Here is a 17,475-nt window from a genome sequence, read left to right as displayed (position 1 = left end):
TCATTTCAATGGCCATACCTCAACGACGCCGTGCGCGACAGCGCAGGGGACGTGCGAGATTTTGTCGATAGCGTCGCCCAGGTCAGCAGCTTCGATCACGGCAAATCCGGCGATCGGCAGGTCTGACGACATGAAGGCACCCTCCTGCGTCTTTACACCTGGTGCATCCGGATTAGGCACCTGTACCGGCGTCCCCGCCCTCCCTATCAGGGCGCCTTCCGAGCGCAACCTCTCGTCCTGTTCATGAGCAGCATCCCTGACGGATTGTAGAGTGCGATCGTATCCGGCCGGGTCGCCATATTGGATTGTAACGAATTTTGGCATCGGGACGTCTGCTTTCGCGGGGTTCGACGTGAAGCTCAGGCGAGGACCTAACTCGGGCAAGACGAGATTGGCACGACTACCTCGCGAAGAGCCGTCTTGACCTGATTGCTGGGAGATCTCCTACCGCATGTCTTCACCGCCAGAGCCGTGCAAGAAGGACTGGATCTCATCCATGTCGATCTTCCCATCACCATTCTGGTCGATTGCAGAGAAGATGCGCCCGACAGCGTCCTGAACCTCGTTTTCGGACAACGATCCGTCGCCATTTGTGTCCAAAAACGCGAACATCAGTCGCATTCCGGCGCCGCGCATCATCATACGCGGGCCATGGTGTCCAGCCATCCAGTGCTCGCCGGACGGGCCGCCATAACGGTTTTTATGCCAAGGGACGCCATGACGATCTGCGCTGTCCTGAGCGTTGTCATGCTCTTCTTGACGATTGTTGGCCACGTCAGAGCTTCGATCCTGCTGCATCCGCTCCTGGATGGCTTGGTCAATCATCTGGCGGATCATTTCACGCGTTGGGCCGCCCGCTTGCCCATTCGCATCCGGCAACTGCCCGGCACCAGGCTGTTCAGTCGCCGGGGGAGGCGCAGGGGTTCCGTTTGTCTGGGCGAGAGCAGGGAAACTAGCGAAAATAAGAGCGGCGGCCGCAGCCGTCGTGCAGCAAGGGAATCTCATGACATGCTCCATTTGGTTGGCCGTGGTCTGCCTCAAGCGGATTGGGCTGCCCAAACTGGCGGTATGCTCGATTGTTCCGGCCGGTGTTTCTTCGGCAAGAGGGCATGAGGGACGGGTTGGGCAAACATGGTCGGAGCGATCGAGATCCGGAGCATCAAGTAGCTCATTGTGGCGTCCTCGTTTGGAACGCTGATGCAGGCGCTGATAATCAACTCTTTTTGAGGAACGGAACGTGAACCTCGAGTGGACATTGGATGGAGGTCAGCGCTGGCTGCGGCCGTTCGGCTTCTTCTGGCGCGTCCTCTTGCCGCTCACTAAGACCCGGTCTTGCCAGGATGGCCACCTTCACCGTCGTCGCCGGCTGGAACAAATTCTTCGGGCCGCTGATCGCTACCAATTCCGGCGAGACCTGCAGGCGCTCGGGCTGGCAATTTTGGTCGGCGGCGCCGGCACATCGATGAAGTAAAATGTGCTAATCGCGTCCGCGGGCGTGGCGACGCTGCCGACGGCGATCCTCTTCCTCGCCTTGCAGCGCCACTTCGCGCGTGCCATCGCGGCGACTGGCATCAGAGGCCGGCGATGGCCGACATCGAGATCGCCGGCAACCGTCAGGCTGTGGGCTCTCCACGAAAGGCGGATTGATCTGGCGGCTGGGGATTAATCTCGGCCACGTCAGCCGATGCTACGCCTGCCGCCCGAACGTTCGGATCGCGACTCGCTCAAGGCCGGCTGCTTCCGTTTGATCCCGTTCGACAACAGGCTCGAAGGCAACCGTCTTCTGGTCGAAGCCAACTTCACCACGCAGGCAGTGCTTGTCCCAGGGGTTATTGGACTTCAGACGGCACCGCTGTCGCTCAAATTTCAAGGAGAGCATTAGCGCTATCGCGCTCTGCAAGCTTCGAATGCGAAGGGATGAGCTGCAATGCGATCCTTGGCGTGACGAAGCTCGGCGATCGCACGGTGCCGTTCGGGCTCGGCTGGCACCGCTATTTTCCGCTGAGACCGATTGAAGGGGCGGCTTCCGGGCCCCGCAACCAGGTGCCCGAAGCTTAATTTTAGGGACTGGAGAGCGCTGCCGCGCCGTTTGGCCAACAACGATTTTGATGGCTTGGGACGGCGCGGCCTCTAGCGCTCCCGAACGGGCGTATGCGGCTCGGGGTCGAGACCGCTCCTGCTGTCCCTATTTTCCTTGCCGATTGGCACGTTCAGCCTTCCACATACACGATGCGGCGCGTCGACGGCTCAACCAGCACCGGTCGGTTGTTCACATAGACGTACCGGTACCGGTAGTTCGGGATCTTCTGCAAGGCTACCGTGTCGGGCAGGGTTGCGCCCGTCACAACCTTTCCTTGAAGGTAAACAGGCTTGACCCGATGCTCGCTGATGTAAGTACGCACCTGTTCGGGCGGATTGATCACGGTGCCAGCCGCACCGCCGCCCACGATCCCCGCCGCGCCGCCCACAGCAGCGCCAACTGGGCCTCCGATGATAGCGCCGGCGATCGCTCCGGTAGCGCCGCCGGCGACCGCTCCGGCATTAGCCTGATCGCGAGGAGCTCTCACGATCGCGACGCCGGAGTTGGCCGGCCGCTCGGTTAAGACGACCCGATTGCCGCCGAATTCTGCGGTAACGTAATCGGAATAGACCCAGCCTTGACCACCGGCCTCGGCGATGGTGCACCATTTCGAGTTTGCAGGCAGCCGTTCAGTGTGGCCGTCTGACCCGCCCGCAGCACGCCGATGACTGGATATTGCGAGCCCGGACCGGCGCGAACATTAAGGTTTGTAGTAGCGGATACGGGAGTGTCGGCAAAAGCTGCGCCAGACCAGCCGACAAGCGCGCCTGCCACTGCAGGTAACAAAAGCCTTCTCATCGTTCTGTCTCCGTTTCATGGTTCCCTCAGAGCCAAAAACGAGGAAGAAGCGCGTGCGTTCCGCTGGCGGAATCGCTGAACGGATAGATTCCAAATGTCATCATTGAGCTGTCTCTGCTGCTCCCGCTTGAGTCTAGATAGATCGGGCTGGCATCATCGGAGTGGCCTTGGCGCACACCGTCGCGCGATAGGCCGTGGAGTAGTTTTAGGACCACTGAATCAGCAATCGTTGCGGGGAGAAGCCGGGCAGGTCTTGAAATGCCAGCACAACTGACGCTACATAGCGTCATAGTTTTTGGCCAGTGCACGGAGGTGCTGCGATGGGCCTGGCACGATATGCGGATAACGGTTTGTTCGCACCGAAGAAGATTGCGGAGGCTTTCCGCACCACGAGCGAGGAGATCGCGCGTACCGCTGGTCTAGGCAAAGACGCGATCCAGCGCCGGGAGCGGGTGCGCTCAGACAAGACGCAGCGCCGCCTGCGCGAGATGGTGGAAATAGTGAACAAGGTCGAGCCGCGATTTGGCTCCGCGCTCATGGCGTACGCCTGGTATCGGTCCGAGCCGCTGCGGGGATTTTCGGGGCAGACGGCTATGCAGCTCGTTCGGGAGGGTCGAGCCGATGAGGTCCTCGACTTCATCGACTCGGTCGATGCAGGGATTTACGCCTGAGCATCGCCGCCATCACCTATTCGGGCCGGCTCTACCGCGCCCTCAATCCGGTGTATGGCCGCGAGCCCATGTCGGGACGCGGTGCCGAGTTCTATGGAGGGCGTTTCAACCCCAAAGGCATGCCGGCGCTCTGTGCGTCGACTTCGATCCTGACAGCTTTGCGCGAAGCCAACCAAGTTGGCGATCTGCAGCCGACGACGCTGGTCACTTATCGTGCCGAGATCGAAGCCGTCTTCGATGCGGGCGACGCCACTGCACTTACAGCAATGGGTCTCGATGCGGCGGCCCTCGCCGACCCGACATGGCGCGATCAGATGAGAGACCATGGCGAGGCGCATACGCAGCGATTTGCCCGTGAGATGTTCGCGCAAGGCTATAATGGCCTGCTCGTGCCGAGCTTCGCCAAGGGCGCCGCCGCAATCGGCGACTTGAATCTCGTTCTGTGGCGATGGGGTGACACTGCCCCATCCAGGCTCGAGCTGATCGAAGACGAGCAACGGCTCGGTTGATCTAGCCGGCCGCTGCCCGCGTTGCCAACTATACTGCCTTCGACAGGGAACCGGTTAGGGCTGCACTGAAATGACAACTCCGACCGTCAGGTTCACCAAGATCGGCGAGATTCCCTACGATTTTGTTCGCAAGCGCTTGTCAGTCGCCGTCCAGGACAGCAAGCGCGAACAGATCCTTATCACCAAGGGAGCCGTGCAGAACGTCCTCGACGCTTGTGGTTTCGTGCATGGCTGGATACCCCTCGGCGCGACGGAACGCGAGGCAATCGATGAACGATTCAGACGCTGGAGCACGCAAGGCTATCGCGTTCTCGGCCTGGCGATCCGGCGATTTCAAAGCAAGGCGGGCTTCAGCCGCGACGATGAAACCGACATGGCGTTCGCGGGGTTCCTGCTGTTCCTCGATCCGCCTAAGGAGGGTGTACGGGAGACACTGTCAGCGCTCGCCGGTCGCGGCATCGGCGTAAAGGTCATTTCCGGCGACAACCGCTATGTCGCGGCGCATCTGGCAGAGGCCGTGGGCCTGCGGGCCGACAGGATCATGACCGGCGCACATCTATCGAAGCTAACGAAGAACGGGCTTCTGGCCGGCGTCCGCAACACCGATCTGTTCGTCGAGATCGACCCGAACCAGAAAGAGCGTATTGTCGAGGCGTTGCGCCGGAGCGGCCATGTGGTCGGCTATCTAGGCGACGGCATAAATGACGCGCCGGCGCTTCATGAGGCAGACATCGGCATTTCGGTCGATACGGCTGTCGATGTGGCGCGAGGCCGCGGACATCTTCTTGCTCAAGCGCGATCTAGGTGTGCTGGTAAGGGGCGTCGACGATGGCCGGAAAACGTTCGCCAACACGATGAAGTACATCTCGATCACGACCAGCGCCAATTTCGGCAACATGATCAGCATGGCCGCCGCCTCGCTTTACCTGCCATTCCTGCCTCTGCTGGCCAAGCAGATCCTGCTGAACAATTTCCTCTCCGACATCCCGGCTCTCGCGATTGCGGGTGACAATCTCGATGTCGATCAAGTGCGTCGGCCACGTCACTGGGATATTCATTTCGTGAGACGCTTCATGGTGAGTTTCGGGCTGGTGAGCTCACTGTTCGACTTTGCAACCTTCGCGTACCTTCTTCTGGCCGTTCACGCCACGGCAGCCACGTTTCAGACCGCGTGGTTCGTGGAATCGCTGCTCACCGAACTCTCCATCGTGCTTGTGGTGCGGACCCAAAAGAGGCTGTGGCGCAGCCATCCCAGCCATTTGCTTGCGGGCCTCGCCCTCGGCGTCGGCATTATCACCATCGCCATCCCTTTCGCACCGTTCGCCAGCAGGTTCGGATTTGTGCCTCTGCCAGGACCTGTGCTGGCCGTGCTACTCGCAATCACCACGCTGTACGTGCTTGTGTCGGAGATCACCAAGAGCCGCCTTTTCGGCCATGGTAATCGAAGCAAGCCTAGACGAGAAAGTCCCGGGTCAAATCCCAAATCGGTCGCGCCGATCGGCATCCCTGGCTGAACCCAAGGACGCGGTTCGGCGATTCCCGCAAAGTGCAACGGCTCGATATCTAACAGGGCGACGTCAACCGCCGACGGCGGCCTTGGTGACATTCACGCCAAGATCGTAAACCAGCTGCCCCCCATAGTAGCCTGTCACCGTGACCAGCGCCGCGCCGGCTATTTCAATCGCGGGAATGGCGGGGGCCAGCGTGGCCAGCTCTCGGTTTCGCACCCACAGCGCGAGCCGGAGCAGGCCCCAGCCCAGAAAGGTCAAGGCGCTGATCCCGCCCAAGCCCTCATGGATTTCCGCTATCTCGCTGCTGAAGCCGGCCGCCTCCGCGTGGTCAAGGGCCAAGCCGCCGAAGAACCATGTGCCGACGGCAAACAGGCCGGCGGCGACGGCGGCAAAGGTGGAAATCGTCCCTACGCCCGAGCGCTTCGTCACGGCATTGCGATTGGCGAGCGCGACAAGGTCGATGACAACGAGCGCGTACATGAGCACGATGGGGAAATGGACCAGGATGGGATGGATATGCTGAATTTCGGGCATTGCAGATATTCTCCCGGAAGCTTGATGGTCGTTGGACGCTCGGTCGGCTGTCAGTCGTTGTCCCCGAGTTCCTCGTCTTCCCGATCGCTGCGAGCGCCGGAGATCGGCTTGCCGTCGCCGCATTCGTCGCCGACATCTTTGACCGACTTGGGACCAGCGGCGCTCATCATGGGGATAGCTTCGAGGTCGATTGGCGCGGAAGAGGCGGCGGATGCGGTTGCGCATGATCCATGGTCGGATTCCGCAAGGGCGGGTATGACAAAAACGGTCAAACCTCCGAGGGCGACAAGCAAGACGGGAAAATTGCGCATGGTTTCGTATCCCTCTCTGAGCGCCCGTCATCGGGCGCGGCGGCCCTTGATAGAGACGTGCTCCTTGCCGCCGGCTGATGATGATTGACAGCGGTTTGACAGCTTCCACATGCGACAGCTCTCTCCCATGAAAACCGTTGTGATGAGCCTCGCCGCTCTGGGAGTGGCCGCATTTGTGCTGGCCACGCCGCTAGTCGTCCGGGCGCAGGACGACGACGATGACCACGACCGGGCGCGCGATCTTTATGAGCGCGGCGAAATCGAGGGTCTCGCCCATATCATGGCCATTGTCCGCGCCAGGGCTCCAGGCGAGATCGTTGCGGTTGACCTCATTCGCGCCGGAGACAGGTGGATCTATCGGTTCCAGGTGGTTGCCGCCGATGGGCGGCGCAGGATCGTTGACATCGATGCCGGCGCCGGTGGCGTCTTGAGCAGTGAAGGCGACCGTAAATGAAGATCCTCGTGGCGGAAGACGAACCGCGCATCGCGGCCGATATCGCGGGGGTCTTGAAGGCCTCGGGCATGGCCGTCGATATCGTGAGTGATGGTGAAGCCGCGTGGTTTGCAGGCGATGTCGAGAACTACGATGCGGCGATCCTCGACCTTGGATTGCCGAAGCTTGACGGCCTCACGGTGCTGAAGCGCTGGCGCGCCAACGGACGGCGCTTTCCGGTGCTGATCCTGACCGCGCGGGGGCTGTGGACCGAGCGGGTGGAAGGCATCAACGCCGGAGCAGACGATTACCTTCCCAAGCCTTTTGAAATGGAGGAGTTGCTCGCACGATTGCGCGCCATTCTGCGCCGTTCAAGCGGGCAGGCGGCACCGGTCCTGAAATCGGGTCCCTTGTTGCTCGACACGCGCCAGATGCGCATCTGCCTTCGCGGCATTCCCGTGGCGCTTTCGCCGCTCGAATATCGGCTTCTCGCGTTCCTGATGCATCATGCCGGTCGCGTGGTCGCGCCGACCGAGCTCGCCGAGCATCTGTACAGTTCCGACAACGAACGCGACCCGAACACGATCGAGGTCATCGTTGCGCGTCTGAGGCGCAAGCTTGGCAGCGATATCATCGAAACCCGACGCGGCTTCGGATATTTCGTGCCGGACGGGCCCGGCTGATGCGCAATTCGATCCGCTTCAGGCTATGGTCGGCCGCAGCCATATCGATCGTGATCGCTCTTGCCATTGCAGGCGTCGGCCTGCGCTATCTGTTCGAGCTCAACGTCGAGCGACGAGTCGTCAGCGAGTTGACCGTCGACCTCAACGAGCTGATCGGCGCGACGAGCTTCGCGGCCGGCGGCCGTCTGTCTGTCGCTTCGACGCTTTCCGATCAGCGCTTCGCCAGTCCGCTGTCCGGCCACTACTGGCAAGTGGAAGACCTTGCAACCCACAGCCTCGTTCGATCGCGCTCCTTGTGGGATGCCACACTCGCCTTGCCTGAACAATCAGCGAATGGCGAGCTGCGGAAGGAAGAGCTCAAGGGGCCAGGCGGCGAGCTCACGGTTGCCGTTCTGCGCACGATTACCGACGCCGACGGGCGGGCGTTTCGTGCCGTCGTTGCGGAGGATCATCGTAATGTTGAAGTCTCGGTCGGCGAATATGTCCATGATCTCGTACCGGCACTTATGATGCTCGCATTCGCCCTGATGGGAGCGTTCTTCATCCAGATCACCGTCGGTTTGGCGCCATTGGGAGGCTTGCGCGTAGCGGTCAGGGACGTGATTGCGCAGCGGAAGGCTCGTCTCGATGTGGCCGCGCCGAGCGAAGTGCAGCCGCTCGCGGACGAGATCAATCGGTTGCTCGCCGCCCAGGAGAAGGCCCTGTCTCGCGCACGCTCGCGCGCCACCGATCTGGCGCACGGCCTCAAGACGCCGCTGCAGGTCCTGTCGGCCGATATCCGCGCTCTGCGCAAGAAGGGTGAGACCGAACTTGCCGACGAGATCGAGAAAAGCGCCGGCGCAATCCGCCGCCATGTCGAGCGGGAACTGGCGCGCGCTCGTATGGCGCCTGGCGTTTCCGGCGATGCCGCTTGCCTTGTCCGAGAGGTGGCCAACGGCGTGGTTGCCGTCGTTAGACGAACGCCAAGGGGCAAGCAGCTCTCATTCGCGATCGATGTCGCCGAGGATTTCATAGCGCCGGTCGAGGAGGGCGATCTATCCGAGATTCTCGGCAATCTGTTGGAAAACGCGACGCGCTTCGCGAAAACCCAGGTCCATGTAAGCGCATCCGCAAGCGCTGGGGAGGTGATCATCAAAGTCGTCGACGATGGGCCGGGCATCCCCGAGGCCGCCCGGAATGCCGCATTGTTGCGCGGAGTCCAGCTCGACAGCAAGGGCGGCGGCAGCGGTCTCGGCCTGGCAATCGTCTCAGATGTCGTCGAAGCCTATGGCGGCCGCCTCGAGATGGCCAATGCCAACTCCGGTCTGGCGGTGACCATCTACCTGCCTCGTCATAGTTGAGCTGTGTTCAGGCAAATCCCGGGAAGTAATCGACTTTGATTCTGGAACGGCGAACCCCCATGGCCAACAGCTTCCTGCGCAACGCCTTGACCATCGCCTGGGGGCCGGAGATGTAGAAGGTGCGTTCGAGATAGTCGGGCATGGTGAGGCGCACGAGGCGTGCGTCGATGTAACCGGGATACTGGCCGTGCTCAGCACCCTTGGCCACGGCATGAAACGTCCTTATGCCCAGTTCGCGTCTCGCCAGGCCAAGCACGTCGCGATAGGCAATGTCGCCTTGTCCCTCCGTTCCATAGAGAACGACGACGGGCCGCACTTCCTTGCGATCGACGAGATACTGCAGCATCGAGCGGAAGGGCGTGATGCCGATGCCGCCCGCCAGGAAAGCGATCTTGGTTTTCGGATCGGACGGCAGCGTGAAATCGCCGGCCAGTTGTGAAGCGTGAATCGTGGCGCCCGGCTTCATGGCTCCCAGCGCCCGCTTGAAAGCGCTCGATTGCGGATAGAACTTGACGCCAAGCCGCACCGATTGCTCGGTCGGCGATGAGGCGACAGTGAAATAACGCCGGTTGCCGCGATTGTCGGAACGGTCAAGGCCAAGTGTCCACTCAAGATACTGACCCGCCTGGAAAGCGAGCCTCCGCTGCGATCTGAAGATGAAGTCATAGCTGTCGACGGCGGTCTGCTCGATGCGTTCCAATGTCAGCACGAAACGGCCCTTCGGGCTCACGGCGTGAGCAAAGAGGTTACCCACCAGGAGAGCGAGCTCGGGCGTGAAATAGAACGAGCCGACATGGATATTGGGCGCGAACAGAAGGCCGACAACACCGGCAAAGGCGACACGCGGCCAGCGCTGTGTAGGCGCGGTCAGCGGCTCGGTCAGCATCACGAAGGCGAAGAACAGCATCGGCGACGAACTCAGCGTCTCCTTGAGCGCATTGCCATATTGCGCGGGCTCAGTCGTCGCCAGGATCGTCGCTACCGCTACGGCCACAAATGTCGCGACGAGATCCAGGCGACGTAGCTTTCTGACAACAAGAATGCCGCCGACCACCACCAGGGGAAGCAGCCAGGGATTGCCACCGACCCACCAGATAGCCGGTTTGTCCAGCAGCAGGGCCGACAACGCCACACCGAGGGCCGCTGGATTGAAAAGATGTTTTCTGCCGACCGCGAAGATGAACTTGGATGAGATCGCCCAGACTGAAGCGAAAGCGACGGCGGCGATGCCGTTCAGATCCGTGACCGGATCGAGGATGAGGGCCAGAATGAGCGCGGTGATGTAGACGGATTCGTTGTTCGCCGGAACCTCGAAGACCAGGGCGAAAGCCTTGTTGGTAACCCAGCAGACCGAAACCGTCAGGGCCGTGGTGTAGACGAGCGCAAGCGGATCATGCGGCACGAGCTTGACGAAGCCGAAGGCGAAGGCCGCGCCCAGCAGCGCCATCAGATAGTAAAGCACCAGCCGATACATGGTCAGGTGATCGAGCAAACGGTCGACTGCCTTGATCATAGTTTGCAAAGGTCTCTGAACCCGCTTGTCGACGTGGCGCGGCCATTGACGTCGACCACATACCCCTCGAGCCCGGGAGCCTGCTCGATGAAAAGGATACCGTCCCGGCCCATGGCGAAGGCAGCGGTGGCGAAGCGATCGGCCTCGAGCACATCGGGTCCGATGACCGTCAGGCTGACGATGTCGGTGATAGCGTCGCAAGGTTCATGGGGATTGTAGATGTGCTGGCCGCGCGCATAGGTGCCGGACGTGGCGACGCCGCGACCGCGCGGATAGATGACCTTGATGATCTCTTCCGTCTTGAAGGGGTTGCGGATGCCGACGCTCCAGTCTTGCGCGGACGCATTCCTGCCGCAAGACTGAATGTCGCCGCCCGCCTCGATGAAGAAATCGCCGACGCCGGCTCCGCGAACGATATCGGCGGCATTGCGGATGGCCCAGCCCTTCACGATTCCGGAGGGATCAAGCGAACCGTCGACCTTGCGGATATTGAAATATCCGTTCGTTTCGCTTCTTGTCCGCTCGGCCAGCGCCAGCACTTCCATCATCTCGCCGCTCCAATCCTTGATCGGAACGTCGCCACGGTTGATGGCGGAAATCTCGCTATCGGTCCTGTAGGTGCTGAATCGGCGATCGATTTGCCCGAAATAGTCGAAGACGGAATCGATCAGCGAGCCGGCGGCGCCATCAACATCGAGTGTGACGGGCATTCCCATCAGAATTCGGGTCTCGCGCATGGAGTCAGGAAGAAGCCTTGCTCAGGGCGCCGCCGAGCGACTGGATGAAGGCCTTGCTGGTCAGCGTTGCGCCCGAGATGATATCCACATCGGCGCTCTGCGCGCTGATCGCTTCATCGCGCAGCATCGGCAAAGCCTGCCGGTTGATGTTGACAGAGGTACGTCGATCATTGGGGTATCTCAGCACCTTCAGTGCCGTGACCCGGCCACCCTGGACAAGCGCCTGAATCTGGATGATGCCGTAGTAGGCGTCGGCGGCAGGGCCGGTGTAGACCCCGTCGGTATAGCCATGCGTCGCGAGCTTCATGCCCGTATGGAGGACGCGCGCCTGGGGATAATCCGGCCGCGGCTGCGGGACGGGAATGTAGACGGCAGGCGTCACCGCGAATGACGGTGTCCGCGGCGGGACGGCATTTTCACTTGGGAGCACCACCGTTCGCTTCGGCGACGGGGGCGGTGTCGGCGTGACCTTCGGCAGCATGTCGGTAATGATGGGCTGCGGTGCCGTGACCGCAATCGTCGCGGAAGTATCCTTCCCGGGTTCGACCGTTGTGCGTGGCGCCGGCTCCTGTGCCGCATTCGGCTGGGGAACGACCGGGAAGATGGCTGCCGCTGATGGGACTGGACTGGCAGGAGAGAGCCGAGTAATCGGCGGCAACGTGGCCTGTTGCGCCGCGTCGGCGGTCCCCTGTGTGTCGATCAGTTCGTTGTCTGAAAGCTTGCCCGCCTGATCCCAGACATAGGCCCCGGACGAGGCGATCACGAAGAGAGACAAGGCGAGCTGTTTCATGAGCATTGTTCCGATTTCGAGCACGCTGCGGCCGAAGCCGGTTCGTGCAAGTTAGGAGCAATATCTCACGAGCTGGCTGACAACTGGCTGTCAGCGCTCCGGCCTGCGAAGAATGCCGAGTCGACGAACTGGGACGCCGATTGACTTTGATCAAGGCATTTGTTCGGCTCGAGGAGCAGTGAACAGTCGGACTGCCTTCCTGTGCTTGCCGATGTGGACCCAAACCATGGCCGAACCGACAATTGTTCCCCTGCTCAGATGAGTCGTCTTCACGCCGAAAATCACCTGGTTTCACGTGTCGGTTGGTTACGAGCCGCAGTGCTCGGCGCAAACGACGGCATCGTCTCGACCGCCAGCTTGATCATTGGCGTTGCAAGCGCCAATTCCACCACGGCCAGCGTGCTCGTCGCCGGAGTCGCGGGCCTGGTGGCTGGCGCCATGTCGATGGCCGCCGGCGAATATGTATCCGTCAGTTCCCAGGCCGATACCGAGCACGCGGATCTCGCACGTGAGCGAAAAGAACTGGCGAGCCAACCCGAATTCGAGAGGCACGAGCTTGCCCAGATCTACGTCGATCGGGGTGTGGAGCCTCAATTGGCGTTGCGGATGGCTGATCAGTTGATGGCAAAGGACGCTCTTGGCGCACATGCCCGTGACGAGCTTGGTATTTCCGAGATAACCGCTGCGCGACCGATACTGGCCGCGCTGGCTTCGGCGGCGGCGTTTTCAATCGGCGCGGTCATGCCGCTGGCGATGGTGCTGCTTTCATCGCCCTCCCAACTTGTTGCCGTCGTTTCGATAGCGTCGCTGTTGTTCCTGGCGGTGCTGGGCGCAATCGGCGCAAGGGCAGGGGGTGCCAATGTATGGAAGGCCACCATTCGCGTCACCTTCTGGGGAGCGCTGGCTATGGCGCTGACCGCAGGCATTGGCGCGATATTCGGGACTGCGGGCTAAGGTCCGCCGCTTTCATCGAGGCGTTGGACCCATGCGGAGCCACGTTATGTTCATCATTAACGTGCTGGTATGTCCTGGGCGAGAAAATAGCCAGCCTGGCGAAGCAACTCCCCGACACGGATGGCCCTCGTTGATCGATATCAACGTCGCAAGCCGCCTGATACGCTAATCCACGTCACCGCTTTTGATCGCTGCCTCAAGATCCCGGCGAAGTCGGTCCTCGTCCAAATCATGCTCGCGCGCCGCTTCGGAAAGGGTGTGAAAGGAAGCGATCGGACAGCCGACGCAAAGCATCGCGTGCTGGAGAACGACGCGGATCGTTGCCGGGGTCGCGCGCATGATCCCGTCCATCGTCGCATCGTGGTTCAGTTTGCGCTTCATGCAGGCATCCTGACCGAGCTTTCCGGTGCCTTCCTTGCTCTGAAACAAAGATGACATCGTCTTGCTTGCTTGACGGTCGATCGCCGCGCGGTTCTCGCGACTTTCGATCGACTCGATTGTCTCGATGTCATGGTCTTCGGCGTACGCGCTATATAGCCGAGGAACTCCCAGCCGACGCCGAGATGCTTGCGATCCTCGCGGATGCAGATGGCGACTTCGCCACGCCTGTCGGCCGGATCGGCTGCAAGCGTCGCCACCGCGATCAGCATTCCGCCGCTCGAAAAAGCGAGAAAGCGCGGGTGTCGCGCCTGTAGGTGGGTTTTCGATCGGCCTTGGGAGACGATGATTTCATCGTCACTTCGGCGATATACCCGATTCAACCTGACAGCGGCTGACAGCCGAATCGGCGTGCAGCCGATTTCACCACCATCAGTTTGATTTGGCGCAAGGACTGCGGATGGCCGCGCGAGCAGGGTGAGGACAGGCGTGAGCGCTCATGCTGCCGCCGCAAGGAGGATTGCCATGAGGACAATATCCAAGCTTGGACTTGTCGCCGCTGTGCTCATGACTTGCAGTTCTAATATCGTCCAGGCTGCGGCGCTTGTCCAAGTCTCGTTGTGGGACAAGGGTGCGAGTATGGAGATGCCCACCGGGCTCACCTATGCAGCGCCAGGACTGGACAGCACAAAGGCCACCATGGGCATCAAGATTTCGCGCGGTGCGGTGAAAGCAGGAAAGGTGACCTTCAAGCTCAAGAACGATTCCAAGGATACTATCCACGAGATGATCGTGATATTCCTTGCCGATGCGAAGAAGCCTCTTCCTTACATCGATGCCGAGAACCGGGTCGATGAAGACAAAGCTGGCGACGAGGGCGAGGTTTCGGAGCTGGATCCCGGTAAATCGGGTTCGTTGACCGTTGATCTGAAGCCCGGAAGATACCTGCTCATCTGCAACGTGTCCGGTCACTACGCCGCCGGCATGTGGACCGAATTTACAGTCAATCCTTAGGCTGGCCGGCTCTCGGCCGAATGTCGGGATCGCCAGTCTAATTCGGAGATTCGGGATACCCCACAAGGCTCCGGCATTTGTTTGCCGAGCCACCAGGCCCGATTGCTCTCGCGATTTTTCGAGTCAGCGTCTCAAAGTCCCCGCTGACCGAGAGCACGCATTTGCCCAATCCACTTCGCCCGTTTCGCCTCGCTGGCGTTCGCGACCATGTCGAATAAGGTTTGCCGCACCGACCTGATGCCGACGCGCTTTCGACCGCCTTGGCCGTTTTACCCCTGGACCGCGCTACTTCGGCTCTCGCCGGCGCCGGGGCGACGCGGGCTTATTTCGTGCTTCCTGACGGGCGCGTCGTCGACCGGAGCGCCTGATACGAGCGAGGCACGTTGCGGGAGCAATGGCCGGCTCGCTTGAAGCTGTTCGCTATCTGCTTTTCAAGGGCAGATTTGCGCGAACGCAAAGAGCCAACATCGTCGACCCGATAGCGTCAGCGTCCGGAAGCAACCGCTGGATAAAGTCGATGTTGCACCGAGCATGCGCTGCATGTCCCCAGCAAGCAAAGTGAAGGTGATGAAGTTCATGGTCGAGGAGCAAAAAGTGATCGAAGAGTGGCCGGCGCTTGTGTTCAGCACCGAAGCGGCAAGCGGGGCCACGACGGGCCACACGTTGCTGCCCATGCTTATCGCGGGGTTGGCCCTGGTCGTTCTCGGCGGCGCGGCCGTGATGATCTTTGTGTAGCGGAATAAGTCGGAGCGGGACCTGGCGGGCCTCGGCACTTTCCGCGAATTGTTTGCGCTTCGGCAAATAAACGGATTTCGCCCGAGTTACGTTTTGGCATCGGGCAGGCCCGACAGGGGTCAGAAGCGGCCTTTTGATTTGCACATTCGATCGAGCAGCCTCATCCTTGCTTACGACGCGGACGCTGGATCGTCGTCCTCCGGGACCACGCAGAACGCGAACGCAAGGTCCACGGGATCGATGCCGAAGCACCCTTCGGCGAGCTGCGCGAGCCATCACCCGGCGCCAGGAATGATCGCTGCCGGCGGCCGCATATAGTTCAGCGAGGCGCCGCTGGGCGCTGGAGCGGCAGTGTTGCACGTGGCCGATCAAACTGGCTTCGAAGTCATCGTCTCGAAGCGGAAGAATTCCGTCCATCGCCCTGGCACTCGACAGCTTGGCTGTAGACGAAATCCTATGCTGTCGACGAGTACGATTTGCTTGGCCGTCGAGGATTAAAACCGGGCAAACCGGCGTTCGCCCTCGTGGAGGGACAGGGCGTATGTTGGACCTGCATTCATCACCCTGAACCGTGAGAAGCGCGAACGACCTTGGCAGCGCGTGCAGGAACGCGCTGGCTCGGCGCCGAGGCATGAAGCGGCCCGCCACGCAATAGGTTCGGCCGGGCTTAATAGGGCGACTGAAACACATGCGCGGCGAAGACGACCTGCGACACGCGTCATTGCAGGACTGACCCGAGAATGGAACGTAGGGCGCCTGGCAGCCTTAGTTGTCGGGTGGCGCACCCTCGCCAGATGGCGCGTTATCCTCGGACTGCCCACAGTCCGAGAGCCTGCCATTCGTCCCTCGCGGGTCGGCAGGCTCAAAAAAGCTTATCGATTTCTGGGAAACTGAATGAAGTCGGAACCCCCGGCGGGCGCCAGTGTTTCTTCATCTAACGGAGGATGAAACATGGCAGCGCCGCGCGCGGTTTGGAAAGGTTTCCTGAAATTTGGATCGGTCGCATGCGGCGTAAAGCTGGTGGGAGCAACCACTGAGGCCGGGAGGATCCATTTCAAGATTCTGAACCGCGAAAACGGCTTGCCGGTGAAAAGCGCGTATATCGATGAAGGAACCGGCGATATCGTTCCTTCAGAAGATCAGATCAAGGGCTACGAGGCTGAGAAGGGCGACTTCCTCGAAATCGAGCCGGACGAGATCAAAAAGCTGAAGCTTACGTCGCAGCATACGCTCGACATTGAGGGCTTCGTCGCGATCGATGAGATCGACACGAGGTATCTGGAAAAGCCCTATTACGTCATTCCGGCCGACGGTGCCGCTGTTGAGACGTTTTCGGTGCTGCGGGAAGCAATGGCCAAGAAGCGGGTCGCGGCGCGATCTTGTGTTGTGCTGTATCAGCGGGGCAGGGAAGTCATTATCCAGCCCTTCGGCAAAGGAATGCTATTGACCGAATTGCGAACCCACAACGAGATGATTTCAGCAACGAGCGTCTTCGAGGACGTGAAAAGCCCCAAATACGACAAGGATCTCCTCGAAATTGCCGGGCTGCTGATCGACAAGAAGGTGACAAAGTTCGACCCCTCGAAATTCGAAGATACCTATGAGGATGCGCTGATCGCCATGATCGACGCCAAGCGCAAGGGCAAGAAGCCGCCCAAGCCGGCGCCGAAACCCAAGGAGAACGTGGTGGACCTTGCTGCAGTGCTGAAGAAGAGCCTCGCTGCGGAGGGCATCAAGGGGCGGCCAAACGCGAAGCCCGCGCGAAAATCCGCCTAGCGTGGCAACGGACTGCCCCGTATGTATTTCTTTTGTGGGGACAGCATGTGCAACGACTATGAGCAGCATGTCGCTTGGGCCGAATATTGCCGGATGATGGCTTCGCTGGCGCTGGAGATCCCGGCTCGTCAAACTGAACTCGATCTTCCCCAAGCTGACGATATCCGCATCAATGATCCGGCGCCGATCATGCTCGCTGCCGGAGACGGAGTTGAACTTGCGTCGATGACGTTTGGGTTTCCGCCGGCCGGCCCGAAGGGAGGACCGGTGTTCAACTTCCGATCGGAAGGACGTCGTTTCGCCGACAGCAAACGCTGTCTGGTCCCGGCCTCGGCGTTCTTCGAATTCACTGGCACCAAATACCCGAAGGCGAAACACCGCTTCGCTCTGAACGGCGCTCCTTTTCTGGCTATCGCCGGGCTCTGGCGGGAAGCGGCCGGCAACAAGCCGCCCACCTTCACCATGTTGACGACCGATCCCGGGCCGGATGTCTCGCCATATCACAATCGCCAGGTGGTCGTTCTTCAGCCTGAGGATTGGAGCGCTTGGCTCGATCTGTCGAAACCGGAGAGCGAGTTATTGCGGCCCTGGCCGGCGGGATCGTTGTCCGTTGAAACGGTACGGCCAGAGCGCGCCTGAGTTCCGTTGCGGAGAGGCTCCGGCACACTGAGCGGTCCAATGTCGAAAATCCGCCGATAGATGCCCTTG

Annotated in this window: 22 protein-coding genes and 2 pseudogenes; 14 read left to right on the top strand and 10 right to left on the bottom strand. The window is 60.8% G+C overall.

Translation table 11 applies throughout. From position 1 onward, the window contains the following. Entirely contained in the window at nt 1–324 is a 324-nt protein-coding gene (locus tag FJ425_RS00820) for a YciI family protein (RefSeq protein ID WP_140542396.1), read from the bottom strand. Between the two features lie 120 nt (nt 325–444). Next, entirely contained in the window at nt 445–879 is a 435-nt protein-coding gene (locus tag FJ425_RS00815; protein WP_246676354.1) for an EF-hand domain-containing protein, read from the bottom strand. A 358-nt stretch (nt 880–1,237) separates the two neighbouring features. Between FJ425_RS00815 and FJ425_RS00810 the strand changes: the two genes are divergently transcribed. Together FJ425_RS00810 and FJ425_RS00805 are read left to right on the top strand one after the other, a co-directional pair. Beyond that, the gene (locus FJ425_RS00810) at nt 1,238–1,471 is read left to right on the top strand and encodes a hypothetical protein (RefSeq protein ID WP_140721002.1); all 234 of its coding nucleotides are present in this window, start codon (nt 1,238–1,240) and stop codon (nt 1,469–1,471) included. A 213-nt stretch (nt 1,472–1,684) separates the two neighbouring features. Beyond that, nucleotides 1,685–1,882 carry a hypothetical protein gene (locus tag FJ425_RS00805; protein WP_140542398.1) on the top strand — a complete coding sequence of 66 codons (198 nt, stop codon included), beginning with the start codon at nt 1,685–1,687 and terminating at the stop codon, nt 1,880–1,882. A gap of 328 nt (nt 1,883–2,210) precedes the next feature. Here the strand turns inward: FJ425_RS00805 and FJ425_RS00800 are convergent. Then, nucleotides 2,211–2,878: pseudogene (locus FJ425_RS00800) on the bottom strand (DUF1236 domain-containing protein). A 320-nt stretch (nt 2,879–3,198) separates the two neighbouring features. Between FJ425_RS00800 and FJ425_RS00795 the strand changes: the two are divergent. The 4 genes from FJ425_RS00795 to FJ425_RS31845 all read left to right on the top strand — a co-directional run bounded on the left by FJ425_RS00795 (nt 3,199) and on the right by FJ425_RS31845 (nt 5,572). Continuing rightward, nucleotides 3,199–3,549, top strand: a complete 351-nt coding sequence (locus tag FJ425_RS00795) for an antitoxin Xre/MbcA/ParS toxin-binding domain-containing protein (RefSeq protein WP_140720999.1) — start codon at nt 3,199–3,201, stop codon at nt 3,547–3,549. Nucleotides 3,550–3,560: 11 nt separating this feature from the next. Continuing rightward, nucleotides 3,561–4,058: an RES family NAD+ phosphorylase gene (locus tag FJ425_RS00790; protein WP_140542401.1), complete on the top strand. Its 498-nt coding sequence runs from the start codon at nt 3,561–3,563 to the stop codon at nt 4,056–4,058. 70 nt (nt 4,059–4,128) lie between these two features. After that, the gene (locus tag FJ425_RS31850; RefSeq protein WP_246676355.1) at nt 4,129–5,067 is read left to right on the top strand and encodes an HAD family hydrolase; all 939 of its coding nucleotides are present in this window, start codon (nt 4,129–4,131) and stop codon (nt 5,065–5,067) included. Next, nucleotides 4,964–5,572: a cation transporting ATPase C-terminal domain-containing protein gene (locus FJ425_RS31845; RefSeq protein ID WP_246676356.1), complete on the top strand. Its 609-nt coding sequence runs from the start codon at nt 4,964–4,966 to the stop codon at nt 5,570–5,572. The genes FJ425_RS31850 and FJ425_RS31845 overlap by 104 nt, the downstream gene beginning before the upstream one ends. A gap of 63 nt (nt 5,573–5,635) precedes the next feature. Here the strand turns inward: FJ425_RS31845 and FJ425_RS00780 are convergent, their stop codons facing one another. Both FJ425_RS00780 and FJ425_RS00775 read right to left on the bottom strand, forming a co-directional pair. Beyond that, a complete protein-coding gene (locus FJ425_RS00780; protein WP_140542402.1) occupies nt 5,636–6,103 on the bottom strand; it encodes a DUF2231 domain-containing protein in 468 nt (155 codons plus the stop codon). A 50-nt stretch (nt 6,104–6,153) separates the two neighbouring features. After that, entirely contained in the window at nt 6,154–6,414 is a 261-nt protein-coding gene (locus tag FJ425_RS00775; protein WP_140542403.1) for a hypothetical protein, read from the bottom strand. A gap of 127 nt (nt 6,415–6,541) precedes the next feature. Here FJ425_RS00775 and FJ425_RS00770 point away from each other — a divergent pair, with 127 nt between their 5' ends. The 3 genes from FJ425_RS00770 to FJ425_RS00760 are packed head-to-tail and all read left to right on the top strand — an operon-like array spanning nt 6,542 to nt 8,870. Then, entirely contained in the window at nt 6,542–6,868 is a 327-nt protein-coding gene (locus tag FJ425_RS00770) for a PepSY domain-containing protein (RefSeq protein ID WP_140542404.1), read from the top strand. Continuing rightward, nucleotides 6,865–7,530, top strand: a complete 666-nt coding sequence (locus FJ425_RS00765; RefSeq protein ID WP_140542405.1) for a response regulator transcription factor — start codon at nt 6,865–6,867, stop codon at nt 7,528–7,530. The genes FJ425_RS00770 and FJ425_RS00765 overlap by 4 nt, the downstream gene beginning before the upstream one ends. Then, on the top strand, nt 7,530–8,870 hold the full coding sequence (locus FJ425_RS00760; RefSeq protein ID WP_140542406.1) for a HAMP domain-containing sensor histidine kinase: 1,341 nt from the start codon (nt 7,530–7,532) through the stop codon (nt 8,868–8,870). Before FJ425_RS00765 ends, FJ425_RS00760 begins: the two co-directional genes overlap by 1 nt. Before the next feature lie 7 nt (nt 8,871–8,877). Here FJ425_RS00760 and FJ425_RS00755 read toward each other — a convergent pair whose 3' ends face one another. The 3 genes from FJ425_RS00755 to FJ425_RS00745 are packed head-to-tail and all read right to left on the bottom strand — an operon-like array spanning nt 8,878 to nt 11,910. Then, nucleotides 8,878–10,383, bottom strand: a complete 1,506-nt coding sequence (locus FJ425_RS00755; RefSeq protein ID WP_140720997.1) for an RnfABCDGE type electron transport complex subunit D — start codon at nt 10,381–10,383, stop codon at nt 8,878–8,880. Next, on the bottom strand, nt 10,380–11,099 hold the full coding sequence (locus FJ425_RS00750) for an FAD:protein FMN transferase (protein WP_246677838.1): 720 nt from the start codon (nt 11,097–11,099) through the stop codon (nt 10,380–10,382). Before FJ425_RS00750 ends, FJ425_RS00755 begins: the two co-directional genes overlap by 4 nt. A gap of 25 nt (nt 11,100–11,124) precedes the next feature. Next, nucleotides 11,125–11,910, bottom strand: coding sequence for an FMN-binding protein (locus FJ425_RS00745; protein ID WP_140720994.1), 786 nt, complete (start codon nt 11,908–11,910; stop codon nt 11,125–11,127). A gap of 258 nt (nt 11,911–12,168) precedes the next feature. Here FJ425_RS00745 and FJ425_RS00740 point away from each other — a divergent pair, with 258 nt between their 5' ends. Next, nucleotides 12,169–12,864 carry a VIT family protein gene (locus tag FJ425_RS00740; RefSeq protein WP_140542465.1) on the top strand — a complete coding sequence of 232 codons (696 nt, stop codon included), beginning with the start codon at nt 12,169–12,171 and terminating at the stop codon, nt 12,862–12,864. Nucleotides 12,865–13,029: 165 nt separating this feature from the next. Here FJ425_RS00740 and FJ425_RS00735 read toward each other — a convergent pair whose 3' ends face one another. Both FJ425_RS00735 and FJ425_RS31840 read right to left on the bottom strand, forming a co-directional pair. Continuing rightward, a complete protein-coding gene (locus FJ425_RS00735; protein ID WP_140542466.1) occupies nt 13,030–13,245 on the bottom strand; it encodes a DUF1858 domain-containing protein in 216 nt (71 codons plus the stop codon). A gap of 75 nt (nt 13,246–13,320) precedes the next feature. After that, a pseudogene (locus FJ425_RS31840) lies at nt 13,321–13,538 on the bottom strand (GNAT family N-acetyltransferase); the annotation flags it as partial. Between the two features lie 229 nt (nt 13,539–13,767). Here FJ425_RS31840 and FJ425_RS00725 point away from each other — a divergent pair. The 4 genes from FJ425_RS00725 (at nt 13,768) to FJ425_RS00710 (ending at nt 17,406) form a co-directional block, all read left to right on the top strand. Continuing rightward, entirely contained in the window at nt 13,768–14,256 is a 489-nt protein-coding gene (locus tag FJ425_RS00725; RefSeq protein WP_140720991.1) for a sulfocyanin-like copper-binding protein, read from the top strand. A 558-nt stretch (nt 14,257–14,814) separates the two neighbouring features. Further along, nucleotides 14,815–14,991, top strand: coding sequence for a hypothetical protein (locus FJ425_RS31435; RefSeq protein ID WP_181175776.1), 177 nt, complete (start codon nt 14,815–14,817; stop codon nt 14,989–14,991). A gap of 951 nt (nt 14,992–15,942) precedes the next feature. Next, on the top strand, nt 15,943–16,767 hold the full coding sequence (locus FJ425_RS00715; protein ID WP_140542411.1) for a Ku protein: 825 nt from the start codon (nt 15,943–15,945) through the stop codon (nt 16,765–16,767). Between the two features lie 45 nt (nt 16,768–16,812). Then, entirely contained in the window at nt 16,813–17,406 is a 594-nt protein-coding gene (locus tag FJ425_RS00710) for an SOS response-associated peptidase (protein WP_140720988.1), read from the top strand. Nucleotides 17,407–17,475 lie beyond the last annotated feature (69 nt).

The sequence above is a fragment of the Mesorhizobium sp. B2-7-2 genome, assembly GCF_006440775.1.
GTDB lineage: Bacteria > Pseudomonadota > Alphaproteobacteria > Rhizobiales > Rhizobiaceae > Mesorhizobium.
The sequence above is the reverse complement of the archived record's forward strand: the minus strand, read 5'-3'. Positions and strand labels throughout refer to the sequence as shown.